This is a genomic window from Nonomuraea sp. NPDC005650, assembly GCF_040605375.1.
Classification (GTDB): Bacteria; Actinomycetota; Actinomycetes; order Streptosporangiales; family Streptosporangiaceae; genus Nonomuraea.
Genome location: NZ_JBEXCR010000012.1, coordinates 47,786 through 62,187, shown reverse-complemented (window position 1 = coordinate 62,187; position 14,402 = coordinate 47,786). Strand labels below are relative to the sequence as shown.

The window sequence follows — 14,402 nt, the reverse complement described above, 5'->3', positions numbered from 1 at the left end:
AAGCCGACAAGTGCGTAGCGGCGGCATGATGTCTCAGCCGGCACGGAGACGGGGAACATCGATGGCCGAAGGGCCGGGTCTCAGGGGATGCGGAGGACGATGCGGCCGCCGGCCGTGCCTGTCGCCTGGCGCTGCCAGGCCGGTCCCGCTTCCTCCAGTGGCACCACCTCGTGGGCCACCGAGAGTCGTCCCAGCGCCGCGTGTTGCGCGATCAGCGTCATGGCCTGGGCGCGTTGCTCCCGGGTCAGCTCGTTGTTGGTGTAGCCGAGCACCCGCAGCGACCGGCTGCGCAACGTGGACGAGTCGAGGGGGCACGTCTCGGCGGCCGAGCTGCCGAGGTTGACGAGCCTGCCGCCCGGCCGGAGGGTGCGGGCCGCCGCGGCGGCGGGGGCGCCGAAGAGCGGGTCGAGCACCAGGTCCACCGGCCCGTCGCAGGCGGCCGAGAGGCGGGCGGCGAGGTCTGCCACGTCCTGCGTGTCGAGCGCCACCACCGCGTCCGCGCCCGCCCGCGTCGCCCGTTCCCGGCCCTCGGGCGAGCGGGCGCCCGCGACGACCCGGCGAGCGCCGGCGAGGCGGGCGAGCTGGACGGCCGCCTGGCCCACCACGCCCCCGCCGCCCAGCACCACCACCTGCTCCCCTGCCACGAGCTCGCCGCGCCAGGTCAGCGCCATGTGGGCGGCCACGGCCGACAGGCCGAGCGCGGCGACGGCGTACGGGTCGGCGCCGGCGGGCAGCTCCACCAGGTCCTCGGATCTCGCCACGGCCAGCCCGGCCATGCTCCCGTCGCCCGCCGCCATTCCGGCCGAGGTCGGGAACCACACGGCCGTCTGGCCGACGGTCCCGACGCCCTGGACCCCGGGCACGTAGGGGACGACGGGTGTGCCGAAGTAGGAGGCACCGCCCGCGCACAGCAGGTCCAGCGGCGTGACCGGGGCGGCGCGTACGCGCACCAGGCTCTCCCCCGGCCCGGCCAACGGCACGGGGATGTCACCCACCACCGGCGGCCGGCCGCACGTCTCGATCCGGGCCGCACGCATGAGGCCACGGTCGCTCAGGTCGTCGCCGGTCTCCGTAGCACGCGTACGGTCGTGGTCGCTCGGGTCCGTGGTGGTCATCAGGTCGCGATGTCCGGGTACGGGAGCCGGAAGTGCGCCAGTCGCCGCGCGTACTCCGTCTGGAAGCCCAGCGGCGGGTGATCGCGTTCGAACATCGCGATGAACAGGGTCAGCGTGAGGAACGGGTGCGCCCCCAGCTCGAACAGCTTCGGGTAGTCGTGCGCGGCCAGCGCCTCGCGTTCGTCGTCGTCGAGGCGCAGCCAGGTGGACGACTCGCCGGTGTGGCAGCCGAGGATGCGGTTGGCGTACTCGGACTCCCACCATTCGACGGTGGCGCGCGGCTCCTCGCGGTAGCGTTCGACCAGCTCGGGGTCGCGGTCGACGGTGAAGAGGAACTTGTTCAGCAGGTACTTGCTCACGAAGAACCCCCGCTCGGATACCAGGTGAAGTACGCCTCCATGGTGTGGAACAGGTCGTACGTGTCCACGTAGTCGGCTTTGCGGCCCTCCCCCGCCACCCCCATCATCAGCATGAAGTCCATGAACCCGTGAGTGGCGTTCCCCGGCAGGTGGAGGCTGTCCAGGGTGACCTCCGACAGGCAGCCCTCGATGTCCCCGGCGGAGATCCACCCGACGGCCTTGCGGTCGAACTCCGGGTCGGGCCCGTGCGGCCCGAACTGGCGCGGCCCCCCGAGCTCCAGCGACAGGTGTCCGGTGCCGATGACCGCCACCCGCAGGTCCGCCGGCCAGGACTCCACGAGCTGCCTGATCGTCCGCCCGAGCTGCACGAACCGCTGGGGGCGCGGCAGCGGCGGGGCGAAGATGTTGGTGTAGATGGGCACGATCGGCAGGTCGGCCTCGGGGCGGAGGGTGATGATCGGGCAGGTGATCGAGTGGTCGATGCGCAGCTCGTTGCTGAAGGCGAGGTCGAAGCCGGCGTCCAGGCCCTCCCGCAGGATGTACGCCGACAGGTCCTCCTGCCCCTTCAGCAGCATGCGCGGCAGCCCGAACTCGCGTTCCTCGTTGTAGAAGTTCGCGTCGTAGAAGGGCGCCTTGCCGACCAGGAACTGCGGCATGTTGTCCAGCCACAGCTGGTGGAAGTGGTCGGAGCCGACCATCACCAGCACGTCGGGCCGCGCCCTCGTGAGGGTCTCCCTGAACGCCTCCACCTTGCGCACCCACTCGTCGGCGAACGGCGGGCGGTCCTCGCCGGTCGAGGTGCTGGCGCGGTAGTAGAAGGGGTGGTGGGTGGATGCGATGACCGCGACGAGTTCAGCCATGCGTACCTCCGTTGGCGGCATACGGCTCGGGCGGAATGGAACGGTTGTTGAGGTCCACCGAGAGGAAGATGTCGTTGGCCACGGGACGGCGCAGCTCCTCGGCGAGCTGCCCGATCAGCCCGGCCGTCCTGGCCAGCAGCGCGAAGCCGCGCAGCAGTTCCAGCGGCAGCCCCAGGTCGGCCAGCGCCGCGCCGCACGCGCCCGCCCCGTTGAGCGGCAACGTCCGGCCCAGGACCTGGGGGTGTACGCGGCCGACGGCGGCGAAGAGCGACAGGTGCGGCCCGAACAGGCCCTCTTCGGCCGCGATCTCGAACAGCCGCGCCGTACGCGGGTCGCCGTCCTTGTGCACGTGGTGGCCGAGGCCGGGGATGCGCCCGCCCGTCTCGCGCCGAGCCCGTACGGTCTCCAGCGCCAGCGCGTCCCAGCCGGCGTCGTCGGCCGGGAGGGGGTCCCGCGTCCGCAGCACGTCGGCGAGGAACCGGCCGCAGTCCTCGGTGACGCCCAGGAAGCGGGAACCGCCGCCGAGCAGCCCGGCGGCCAGCGCCCCCTGTACGGAGTCGGGAGCCGACAGGTACGTCAGCCGCGTCACGATCGCGGTGGGCGTGAACCCGTGGTCGGCCAGCGCGGCCAGCACGGCCTCGAACACCCGCACCTCGCCGCGCGCCGGCCGCCGCTGCGTGGCCAGCCAGAACGCCAGCTCCCCGAAGCCCACCTCGCCCATGACGTCGGCGGCGAGGTCATGCCCGAGGAGGGTGATCGTCTTCAGCGAGGACGCGCCCAGCGCGGTCGGATACTCCTTCGGCTCCCCGGCACGACCACCGCCTGCGCCGACCGCGTCCCCACCCGTGCCGACCGCGTCCCCGCCGCTCACGACCGCGCCTCCCCGGAAGGGTCGGCGGGGGCGTCCGCAGGAGCGGAACCAGCAGAGTCGGTGAGCCATTTGCGGAGTTCCGTGCCGTGTTCGTCGAGCTCCGGCGGCGGCAGCCGGTACCCGGCGGGCGTCTCCGAGAACCGGATCGGATGCCGCGTCGTCGGCACCGCCCGCTCCCCCTCCCCCACCACGACCACCGGCTCCAGCCCGAACCGCTCCGCCACCGCGAACCCGCCGTCGATCGTGTTGATCGGCCCGCTCGGCACCCCCGCCTCCACCAGCAGGTCGAACCACTCCTCCGCCCGCCGGGTCACGAGCCGCTCCACGAGGATCGGCTTCAGCTCCTCCCGCCGCGCGGTCCGGTCGGCGTTGCGGGCGAAGCGCGGGTCGTCGGCCACCTCGGGGATGCCCAGCACCTCGCACAGCTTGCGGAACTGCCCGTCGTTGGCGGCGGCGACGATCAGCTCGTGGTCGGCCGTCGGCAGCGGCTCGTACGGGAACACGCTCGGATGCGCGTTCCCCATCCGGAACGGCACCACGCCCCCGGCCACGTACGCCGAGCTCTGGTTGACCAGCCCCGTCAGCGCCGACGACAGCAGGTTGACCTCGACGTGCTGCCCCTGCCCGGTGGCCTCCCGGTGCCGCAGCGCGGCGAGGATGCCGATGACGGCGTGGTTGCCCGCCATCACGTCGAACACCGAGATCCCGGCCCGGTACGGCGGCCCGCCGGGATCGCCGGTCAGGCTCATCAGCCCCGACATCGCCTGCACCATCAGGTCATACCCCGGCACCCGCGCGCCCGCCCCGGCCCCGAACCCGCTGATGGAGGCGTACACGACGCCGGGGTTCAGGGCCCGCACGGCCGGGAAGTCCAGCCCGTACTTGGTGAGCCCGCCGGGCCGGAAGTTCTCCACCAGCACGTCCGCGCGCCGGGCCAGCTCCCTGGCCGCCTCCGCGTCGGCCGGGTCGCGCAGGTCGAGGGCGATCGACCGCTTCCCCCGGTTGACCCCGAGGTAGTACGTGGACGCCTCGCCCCGCGCGGGCGGCGTCCACGACCGGGTGTCGTCCCCGCCGGGCGACTCGACCTTGACGACGTCGGCCCCCAGGTCGGCCAGGAGCATCGTGGCGTACGGCCCCGCCAGGACCCTGGAGAAGTCGGCCACCAGCAGGCCGGACAGCGGCCCCTCAGGCACGATGGACCTCCCCCTTTCCATGTCCGCCCAACGGACATATGTCCGTTGGACCAGATCCCACCACCGACGCGAGCCCGCGTCAACCGTCTTGACATGCGTCCACACGCTCTTCACAGTGACTGTGACCGTATAGCGGACAATCGTTCGCAAGGAGCGTGCCATGAACGAGTTCGAGGCCGGACGGCCCGTGGTGCTGCGCGGCGGCACCGTGCTGCCCATGTCGCCCGGAGGGAGCAGGCGGGCGCTGCCCCGCACAGACGTCCTCGTCGTCGGGGACACGATCGCCGCCGTCGGCCCCGGCCTGGAGGCGCCCGAGGACGCGGCCGAGATCGACGCCTCCGGCGGCCTCGTCATGCCCGGCATGATCGACACCCACCGGCACATGTGGCAGACCGCGCTGCGTGGATACGGCGCCGACTGGACCCTCACCCAGTACTTCGTCTGGTTCTACCTGGAGCACGGCAAGCTGTTCAGGCCCGAGGACATCAACGCGGGCAACACCCTGGCCGCGATCGAGGCGCTGGACGCCGGCGTCACCACCGTCGTGGACTGGTCGCACGGCCTGCAGACCCCCGACCACGCCGACGCCGCCGCCGACGCGCTGGAGTCCGTGCCCGGACGGTACGTGCTCGCCTACGGCAACATCCAGCAGCCGCCCGCCGAGTGGACGGCCGCGCCCGAGTTCAGGGACTTCGTGCGCAGGCGCGTCACCGGCGGCGGCCTGCTCGGCTTCCAGATCGCCTTCGACGTGCTCGGCGACCCCTCCTTCCCGGAGAAGTCCGCGTTCGAGGTCGCCCGCGAGCTCGGCGCCGCCGTCACCACGCACGCCGGCGTGTGGGGCGCCACCAGCGACGACGGCATCCGCCTGATGTACGAGCACGGCTTCATGACGCCGGAGACGATCTACGTGCACGCCGCGTCGCTGTCGGCCGACTCCTACCACCGCATCGCGGCCACCGGCGGCTCGATCTCGGTCTCCACGGAGAGCGAGCAGAGCGCCGGCCAGGGCTATCCGCCCACCTGGGCCGTCCGCGCCCACGGCATCCCGGTGTCGCTGTCCATGGACACCAGCGTGTGGTGGAGCGGCGACCTGTTCTCCGCCATGCGGACCACGCTCGGCGCCGACCGCTCGCGCGAGCACCTGGAGGCGCACGCCAAGGGCGACACGGTCACGCACTGCGGCCTGCGCGCCGACCAGGTCGTGGAGTGGGCGACCCGCGGCGGCGCCCAGGCGCTGGGCCGCGACGACCTGGGCGTCATCGAGCCCGGCAGGAAGGCCGACCTCGTGCTCATCAAGAACGAGCACTCGCCGGTGTCGTTCCCGATCCTCAACCCGTTCGGCCACGTCGCGTTCCAGGCCCAGCGCGGCGACGTGCACACCGTGATCGTCGACGGCCGCGTGGTCAAGCACGAGCACCGCCTGCTCGGCGTCGACCTCGCCGCCGCCCGCGCGCAGGTCGAGCGCACGGTCGAGCACCTGCGTTCGACGATGGGAGACGAGGCCTGGGAGAAGGGCATGAACCCGGACATCCCCTCGGCGAAGGTCCTCGACAACCCGTACACGTACACCGACTACCGGAGCGATGCCACGCACCGCCTCTGAGATCGGCCGCTGTGCGGACGGGCGACCGTCTAAAGTCGGATCGGACGGATTCCGAGCGAGGCGAGGGCGTACATGGCACGTGGTGACACCGGACCTGACTTCATCGAGGCGCTGGCCCGCGGCCTCGATGTCATCAGGGCATTCCAGCCGGGGCGCCCGGTCATGTCCCTGACGGAGGTGGCGACGGCCGCCGGGCTGGCCCGGCCGACGGCCCGCCGCATCCTGCTCACCCTCCAGGAGCTGGGCTACGCCAGAGCCGAGGGGGGCGGGTTCGCGCTCACGCCGCGCGTGCTGGAGCTGGGCGTCACGTACGTCCGCTCGATGGGGTTGTGGGAGGTGGCCAGGCCGCACCTGGAGCGGCTGGTCACCCAGACGAACGAGTCGTCCTCGATCGCCCAGCTCGACGGCTCCGACATCGTCTACGTCGCCCGGGTCGCGGTGCCCAAGATCGTGGCGCTCCAGGTGCAGATCGGCACCCGCTTCCCCGCGCTCCAGACGTCCCTGGGCAAGGTGCTGCTGGCCGCGCTGCCGCCGGCCGAGGTGGAGCGGGTGCTGGCCGAGCCGGGCCGCTCGGGCATCGAGCCGCGCTGGCGTCCCGACGCCAAGGAGCGCGAGGCGGCGCTGCGCGCGGTCCGCGCCAAGGGGTGGGCGGCCACGGACGAGCAGCTCGCGCTGGGGATCCGGTCGGTGGCGGCGCCCCTCAGGGACGGGCTCGGCAACGTCATCGCGGCCGTGAACGTCAACGCCCACGCCGCCGAGACGTCCATGGAGAAGCTGACCGAGGAATATCTGCCGCTGCTGCTGACGACGGCCGGCGCGATCAGCGCCGACTGGGCCCTCTACCAGGCGGTCCCACACGTCACGGCGTCCTGAGGGGCGGCCCAAGAAACGGCCCAAGAGGCTGCGGGGTCTTGCCGGTTGGGGCAACACCGCCTTGAATGTGCCCCATACGGAAGATCCAGGAGGGGCCGATGCGTGGATTACGGGCGTCCGCAGTCGTTCTGCTGATCGTGCTCACGACGTTCGTCTCGGTCGAGCCGTCCGTCCCGGCGGTCGCCGGGCCGGCCGACCCGGAGCCGGCCTCGCTGGTCACGCTCTCCGTGCCCGACCGCGCCGCGATGGAGCGGCTGGTGGCCTCGGGCGCCGACCTCACCGAGCGGGTGCGCCCGCAGGCGGACGGCAGCGTCCAGGTGGACGCGGTGGCCACGCCCAGCCAGCTGGCCGCCTACGCCGCGCTCGGCGCGACCCTGGCGCCGGGCACGCCGCCCCAGGCGAAGACCAGGGCCACCCCCGCCCAGGACCAGATCGTCATCGAGCGGGCCGTCTGGATGAAGTCCCGCGACGGGTACTTCCTGTCGGTGGAGGCCTCCAGCGGCGCCGGCGAGGCGGCCACGCTCACCGTGACGTGGAAGGGCAAGGGCGGCGCGACCGGGCAGGCGCCGATGGTCGCGTACGTGGACGCGGGCGCGTACCTGGGCCACCAGTTCAGCACCCCGGTGCCCGCCGAGAGCCGCCCGCAGTGGGTCACCGTGACCTCCGCCGGCGGCGGCACGGCCGAGGCCAAGGTCAGGGAGTGGCCCGACGGCGAGCGGCCGGACCGCGCCGGTCCCGGCTACCAGAAGGACTTCGTCACCCAGTACATGCCGCCCGCGCAGCTCAACGAGCGCATCAAGGCGCTGCACCAGCGCTACCCCAAGCTCACCGAGCTGATCACGCTGCCCTACCCCACCAACGGTTACCGGCGGCACGCCCAGGCCCTGATCGGCACGCCGCCCGCCGCGGCCGTCGTGATCACCTCCGACGCGTACGGCTCCGAGGGCGGCAACGACCTGGCCGTCGAGGTGGTGAACCCCGGCGCGCCCGGCCGGCCGCTGCAGGTCAGCGTGAACGGCAAGCTCATCACGGTCAGCCTGGCCACCGACGGCTCCGGCGCCCCGGCGAGCACCGCCGCCCAGGTCGCCGCCGCGATCGGCGCCACGGCGGGCACCGGCGTCAAGGCCACGACGTACCGCACCAACGCGGGCGACGGCGTCATGGCGCCCGCGCCGCTCACCCAGCTCAGCGACTTCCTCAACGCGCCCGCGAGCGTGTCCCGCGCGCCCGCGCAGGTGCTGGCCCTGCGCATCGGCGCGCACCGCGACGGCAGCCGCACCGGCGTGCTGGCCTACGCCCAGGAGCACGCCCGCGAGTGGGTGGCGCCCCTCGTCGTGGTCGAGGCGGCCGAGCGGCTGCTGCGCAACCACGCCAGTGACAAGGCCACCCGCAGGCTGCTGGAGCGCACCGACGTCTTCATCGTGCCGACCGTCAACCCGGACGGCGCCAACTACAGCTTCTACGACTTCAACGGCCAGCGGAAGAACATGACCAACCACTGCCCGCCGCAGCAGTCCGACCCGGCGCAGCGCAACACCTGGGGCGTGGACGTCAACCGCAACTACGCCGTCGGGTCGCTGTCCGACGGGTACTTCGGCGCGTCGGCCAGTTGCCAGAGCGGCACGTACGCGGGCCCCTCCGAGCACTCCGAGCCCGAGAGCCGCAACGTCATGTGGCTGGCCGAGAAGTACGGCAACATCAGGTTCGCCATGAACGTGCACAGCTACGGCGGCTACTTCATGTGGCCGCCCGGCGCGTACAAGCTCGACGGCCGCGTCACCCTGCCCAGGCCCACGGCCCAGCAGGAGGCGTACTTCATGCGTTCGGCCCGCACGATCGAGCAGGCCATCGCCGCCGAGCGCGGCACCGTGATCTGGCCCCAGCAGACCGGGCCCGTGACGGACGTGCTCTACTCCGCGGCCGGCAACTCCGCCGACGAGCTCTGGTACGACCACGGCGTCTACGGGTGGGACTTCGAGGTGGGCGCCGACCTGTGGGACCCCGGGACGCGGAGGTGGCAGGCCGTGGGCTTCCAGCCGCCGTTCGCGGAGGGGCACGCGGAGGCGCTGGAGTTCGCGTCCGGGCTGATCTCGCTGGTGGGGATCGCCGCCGACTTCCGGGAACCCTGATCCGCAGCCTCTGGAGGACTCCCTTGCGCCTGCCCCCCGCCCTGCTCGCCGCGCTCCTCGCGATCCCGGTGCTCGTCCCGCATGCGGTGTCGGCCGACCCGGTCGCGCCGCCGGCCCCGGCCGTACGTGACTTCGGCAACGGCCCGGAGCGCAACGAGGTCGCGGCCGACGCGCCCGAACGGGCCGAGGCGCTGAAGGCCGCCCAGACCGAGCAGCCCGGCACCCTGTCGCACGACCGGGGCTACCCGCGCCGGACCCGCCTGCCGGTGCCGCCCGCGAACCCGGCCGACGCCTCGATCAAGCTCGGCCTGGTGCCCCACCACGACATCGCGCCCCGGCTCAACGACCTCCAGCAGCTCGGCGACCGGGTCAGCGCGCAGGTGATCGGCCGCTCGTACGGAGGCCGCGACCTCTACCTCGTGACCGTCACCACGCCGGAGAGCGCCGCAGAGGTCCGCGAGCAGGAGCGCATCCGCGAGCGCATCGAGAACGACCCGGCCGCCGCCGCCCGCGACCGGAAGCTGGTCAAGAAGTACAAGGCGCCCCTCTTCGTCAACGCCAACATCCACGGCAACGAGTGGGAGGGCACCGACGCCGCCCTGCGCGTCATCGAGGAGCTGGCCACCAGCAAGGATCCCGGGATCGCCGACCTGCTGGCGCGTACCCGCCTGTACTTCAACATCACCGCCAACCCCGACGGACGCGTCAACGGCGTGCGCCAGAACGGCGCGGGCTTCGACCTGAACCGCGACTTCGTCACCGCCTCCCAGCCCGAGGGGCGGGCGATGCGCCAGATCATGATCGACGCCCAGCCGGTCGCCATGATCGACCTGCACGGCTACGTCAACGGCACGCTGATCGAGCCGACCACGCCGCCGCACGGCGCCAACTACGAGTACGACCTGTTCATCCAGAACACCTACGCCAACGGGCTCGGCATGGAGAGCGCCGTGAACGGGCTGGGGTACACCCCCGAGAAGGACGGGGTGTACCCGGCGCAGATCCCGTTCCGCGACTCCGCCGAGGGCTGGGACGACTGGCCGCCGATCTTCACCCCGCAGTACGCGCCCTTCCACGGGGCGGTGGCCGCGCACACCGTCGAGATCCCGCTGCGGGTCAACGGCTCCGACTACACGCAGCTGCCGGTCGAGGAGCTGCGCCGCCGCTCCGCGATCAACACCGACGTGGCCGCCGCCGCCATCCGGGCCACGTACGCCTTCGTGCGGGACCGGCACGACCGGCTGATCACCGACCAGATCGAGGTGTTCCGGCGGGGCTCGGCCGGGGAGCCGTCCAGGGCCGTGCCGCTCGGCATCGTGCCCGGGTTCGGGCCGGAGGACGTCTACGACACCACCTTCCCCCGGGCGTACGTCATCACCGGCCGGCGCTCGGAGGCGGCGGCCGCACGCCTGGTGGACCACCTGATCGCGAACGACGTGCGGGTCGAGCGGGCCAGGCACGCGTTCCGGGCGGACGGCAGGACGTATCCGGCCGGTTCGTACGTGGTGGACATGCGCCAGCCGAAGCGCGGGCTGGCCAACGTCATGCTGGAGGCGGGCGCGGACATCTCGCCCAGGGTGGACGCCATGTACGACATCTCCGGCTGGAGCCACGGCCTGCTCTGGGGCGCCGGCGTGGACGGCGTCTCGTCCCTGCGCGTGCAGGCCGACCCGGTCAAGGCCGCCGCGCCGACCGGGTCCGTGCCGCGTACGCCCGGGGCGCTCGCGCTCAAGGTGGCCGATGCCAAGGACGTCCTCGCCCTGAACGACCTGCTGGCCCAGGGCACGGCGGTGACCTGGGCGGACGGCGCGGCCATCGTGCCCGCCTCGGCCCGGCCGGCCGCCCGCGCGGTCGCCGACCGCTACGGTGTCGCCTTCACGACGGCGAGCACGACGGGCACAGCGGCGAGCACAACGGCGGGCGTGCCGCTCGCGCCGGTCAGGATCGCCGCCGCGGTCTCGGCGGACGAGCTGTTCACGCTGCGGGAGCTGGGCTTCGCCGTCACCCCCGTCTCCACGGCGGTCCTCAACGCGGGCTACGACTGGAGCGGGACCGACGTGCTGTTCGTCTCCAGCGGGCTGAGCTACACCGCGCTCAACCCGGCGGCCAGGGCGGCGCTCGACGCGTTCCTGGCCACCGGCGGCGTGATCACGCGCGGCGGCACCGGCGCGGCCTTCAACGCCGCCGCCGGGCTGCTCACCGCGACCGCCGTCGCGGGCCGGGGCGACGCCAACGGCGTCGTGCGTGTGCTCTCCACGGGCGGTCAGGTGGGCGCCGGATCGCCGGACCACTCGTTCGTGTACTCGCCGCGCTGGTTCACCGGCCTCGGGCCGGAGGTCACGGTCGAGCAGTCGTACGCGGCCGAGGGCCCGCTGGTCTCCGGCCACTGGCGGCCCAACGCCGACGGCACCGGCGGCCAGGACGCCGCCAGGGGTCAGGCGGCCGTGGTCAGCGGCCGGGACGAGCGGGGCGCGGCCGTGGTGCTGTTCGGCACGGAGCCGATGTTCCGCAACCACCCCAAGGGGCTGTTCCCGCAGGTGGCGCGGGCCCTGTACTGGGCCTCCTCGGTCACGGGCGCGGCCGTCAGGCGGTAGTGACCCGGTCCAGGAGCTCCAGAAGGTGGTGGTACGGCTTGCCGGTGGCTCGGGTCAGGCCGAGCTCGCAGGTTCGGTTGACCGAGGCGTGGGCGGCGAAGTCCTCCTCGGCGACGGCGGCGGCCTCCGCGCGGGTGGCGGAGGCAGTCAGCTCGGGGTGGAGCAGGCCGCGGTCGCCGGCGAAGGCGCAGCACTGCCAGCCGTCCGGCACGACGACGCGTTCGGCGACCGTCTCGGCGACGCGGGTGATGGCGGCGTCGAGGCCGAGCCGGGTCGAGGAGCAGGTCGGGTGCAGGGCCAGCGAGGGCAGGCGGCGGGCCGCGGGCAGGCGCGGCAGGAGGTGCTCGGCGGTGAAGGCGACCGCGTCGAGCACCCGGACGGCGGGTGAGGCCGCGGCGGTGAGGCGTTCGAAGCCCTCGGTGCAGGAGGCGGCGTCGCTGACGACCGGGATCCGCCCGCCGTCCGTGGCCGCCGCCAGCGCGTCGCCCACCCGGCGGCGCATCACCTCGTAGCCGTCGGTGAGGCCCTTCGACGACCAGGGCGTGCCGCAGCACAGGCTGCCGATCCCGTCGGGCACGCGCAACCGCACGCCCGCCCGCTCGGCCAGGCTCAGGAGCGCCGCCATCGCGCCGGGGCCGCCCTCGGCCGGGGCGAACAGGGTGTTCAGGCAGGACGGGACGAAGACGGCGTCGGCGTCCTCTGCCGGGGCCGGGCGGCGGGGCGTCCCGCCGCCGGGCAGGTCGCGGCTCCATTGCGGGACGGCGTCCTGGCCCGCCACGGCGCGGGCGGCCTTGGCGGCGCCCTCCGCGAGCGGGGCCGGCGCCGCGGCGGCGGCGTCGAGGGCCAGGTCCAGGGCGCGGGTCACGCCGTTCCAGTGCTTGGCGGCGGACTTCCAGCCCGCGCGGGCCAGTCGTCCGTGGCGCTCCTCGCGCAGGCGTTTCGTCAGGTCACCCGTGTTGATCAGCACGGGGCAGGCGGTGGCGCACATGCCGTCCACGGCGCAGGTGTCCACGGCGTCGTAGCCGTACTCCTCCTCCAGCCGTCTCGCGAGCTCGTGGTCGCCGGCCGCATGGGCGGCGGCCAGCTCGCGGCGCAGCACGATGCGCTGGCGCGGCGTGGTGGTGAGGTCGCGGCTGGGGCAGACGGGCTCGCAGTAGCCGCACTCCACGCACCGGTCGACCTCGGGCTCGACGGTGACGACGGACTTGAGGTCGCGCAGGTGGGCGTGCGGGTCGTCGGTGAGGACGACGCCGGGGTTGAGCGTGTCGCCGGGGTCGCACAGCCGCTTGACCTCGCGCATCACCTCGAACAGCTCGTCGCCGTACTGGCGGCGGACGAAGGGGGCCATGACGCGGCCGGTGCCGTGCTCTGCCTTGAGCGTGCCGCCCCGGTCGAGGACGGCGGCGACCATGTCCTCGGTGAAGTCGGCGTAGCGCTCCAGGCCGGTGTCGAAGCGCTCGTTGAGCATGAAGTGCAGGTTGCCGTCCTTGGCGTGGCCGAAGATGACGCTGCGCTCGTAGCGGTGCTTGGCGAACAGGGCCGCCAGGTCGTCGCAGAGGTCGGCCAGGACGGGCACCGGGACGGCGACGTCCTCCAGCAGCGCGGTGGTGCCGCTGGGGCGGGCGCCGGCGACGGTGGCGTACAGGCCCTTGCGGATGTGCCAGAGCGCGGCCCGGCCGCCCGCGTCCCTGCTCAGCCGCGCCGGGGCGGCCAGGTCGAGCGTGGCGAACAGGTGCTCGGCGGCGCGCTCGTGCCCGGCGAGCTGTTCGGGGTCCGGCTCCTGCCACTCCACCAGGAGCGCGGCGTGGTCGCGCACGGTCAGCGTGCGCAGGACGTCGTCGGCCCGCGGGTCCTGCTGGGCCACCCGCAGGGACTCGGCGTCCAGCAGCTCGACGGCGGCGGGGCCGGCGGCGACGAGCTGCGGCATCGCCGCCATCGCCCGGCGCAGCGTGGGGAAGACGAGCAGCCCGGTCGCGGCCAGGCGGTGCGCCGGGACCGTGCGCAGGACCGCCTGCGCGACGAAGCCCAGGGTCCCCTCGCTGCCGACCGCGAGGTGGGCGAGGATCTGCGCGGGCGTGTCGTGGTCGAGGAAGCTGTTGAGCCCGTACCCCATGGTGTTCTTCAGGGAGAACTGGGCCGTGACGCGGCGCACCCACTCGGGGTTGCCGCGTACCCGGTCGCGCAGCCGCTCCAGGCCCCGCGCCAGCTCGGGCTCCAGGGCGCGCAGCCGCGCGTCGGCGTCGGGGGCGGCGGTGTCGACGACGGTGCCGCTGGGCAGCACCAGGACCAGCGAGTCCAGGGTCTGGTACGTGTTGGCGTGGGTGCCGCAGGTCATGCCGCTGGAGTTGTTGGCGACGACCCCGCCGATCGTGCACGCCGACTCGCTGGCCGGGTCGGGGCCCAGCTTGCGGCCGTAGGCCGCCAGCCGGGCGTTGACCTGGCGCAGCACGGCGCCCGGCTGCACGCGGACCCGGGCGCCGCCGTCGAGCACCTCGATGCCGCGGAAGTGCCGCCGGGTGTCGACCAGCAGGTGCTCGCTCACGCCCTGCCCGCTCAGGCTGGTGCCGCCCGAGCGGAACGTCAGCGGCAGCCCGGTCCGCATGAGCGCCGCCACCTGCTCGGCGCTCTCCGGCACCAGCACCGCCTGCGGGGTGAGCAGGTAGTGGGAGGCGTCGTGGGCCATGCCGAGCCGGTCGGTGGCCCGCGTACGGGTGATCCCGGGCACGGCGGCCTCCACCGCCGCCAGGACGGCGGGGTCCGGTGCGGCCAGCCGCCGCGGCTTCTCGGAATGGGTGACGCTCATGT

10 protein-coding genes are annotated in these 14,402 nt (G+C 73.5%); 4 read left to right on the top strand and 6 right to left on the bottom strand.

Annotation, left to right across the window (positions count from 1 at the left end; genetic code table 11):
- Positions 1–80 precede the first annotated feature (80 nt).
- Genes ABZS69_RS21665 through ABZS69_RS21645 form a run of 5 tightly spaced genes read right to left on the bottom strand, consistent with a single transcriptional unit; the run spans position 81 to position 4,398 of the window.
- A complete protein-coding gene (locus ABZS69_RS21665; RefSeq protein WP_355375095.1) occupies positions 81–1,115 on the bottom strand; it encodes a zinc-binding dehydrogenase in 1,035 nt (344 codons plus the stop codon).
- Entirely contained in the window at positions 1,115–1,474 is a 360-nt protein-coding gene (locus ABZS69_RS21660; protein ID WP_355375091.1) for a hypothetical protein, read from the bottom strand. Before ABZS69_RS21660 ends, ABZS69_RS21665 begins: the two co-directional genes overlap by 1 nt.
- Positions 1,471–2,334 carry an extradiol ring-cleavage dioxygenase gene (locus ABZS69_RS21655; RefSeq protein WP_355375089.1) on the bottom strand — a complete coding sequence of 288 codons (864 nt, stop codon included), beginning with the start codon at positions 2,332–2,334 and terminating at the stop codon, positions 1,471–1,473. The genes ABZS69_RS21660 and ABZS69_RS21655 overlap by 4 nt, the downstream gene beginning before the upstream one ends.
- On the bottom strand, positions 2,327–3,205 hold the full coding sequence (locus tag ABZS69_RS21650) for a citryl-CoA lyase (protein WP_355375087.1): 879 nt from the start codon (positions 3,203–3,205) through the stop codon (positions 2,327–2,329). The genes ABZS69_RS21655 and ABZS69_RS21650 overlap by 8 nt, the downstream gene beginning before the upstream one ends.
- Entirely contained in the window at positions 3,202–4,398 is a 1,197-nt protein-coding gene (locus ABZS69_RS21645) for a CoA transferase (protein WP_355375084.1), read from the bottom strand. Before ABZS69_RS21645 ends, ABZS69_RS21650 begins: the two co-directional genes overlap by 4 nt.
- A gap of 160 nt (positions 4,399–4,558) precedes the next feature.
- On the opposite strand from ABZS69_RS21645, the gene ABZS69_RS21640 reads away from it, so the two are divergent.
- From ABZS69_RS21640 to ABZS69_RS21625, 4 genes are all read left to right on the top strand, one after another.
- Complete coding sequence (locus ABZS69_RS21640) at positions 4,559–6,001, top strand: amidohydrolase family protein (RefSeq protein WP_355375081.1); 1,443 nt, start codon at positions 4,559–4,561, stop codon at positions 5,999–6,001.
- A gap of 72 nt (positions 6,002–6,073) precedes the next feature.
- Positions 6,074–6,874, top strand: coding sequence for an IclR family transcriptional regulator C-terminal domain-containing protein (locus tag ABZS69_RS21635; RefSeq protein ID WP_355375078.1), 801 nt, complete (start codon positions 6,074–6,076; stop codon positions 6,872–6,874).
- Positions 6,875–6,972: 98 nt separating this feature from the next.
- Positions 6,973–9,003, top strand: coding sequence for a M14 family zinc carboxypeptidase (locus ABZS69_RS21630; RefSeq protein ID WP_355375075.1), 2,031 nt, complete (start codon positions 6,973–6,975; stop codon positions 9,001–9,003).
- A 23-nt stretch (positions 9,004–9,026) separates the two neighbouring features.
- Positions 9,027–11,597, top strand: a complete 2,571-nt coding sequence (locus ABZS69_RS21625) for a M14 family zinc carboxypeptidase (protein ID WP_355375072.1) — start codon at positions 9,027–9,029, stop codon at positions 11,595–11,597.
- Here ABZS69_RS21625 and ABZS69_RS21620 read toward each other — a convergent pair.
- Positions 11,587–14,400 carry an FAD-binding and (Fe-S)-binding domain-containing protein gene (locus tag ABZS69_RS21620; protein ID WP_355375069.1) on the bottom strand — a complete coding sequence of 938 codons (2,814 nt, stop codon included), beginning with the start codon at positions 14,398–14,400 and terminating at the stop codon, positions 11,587–11,589. The genes ABZS69_RS21625 and ABZS69_RS21620 overlap by 11 nt on opposite strands.
- Positions 14,401–14,402: the final 2 nt, after the last annotated feature.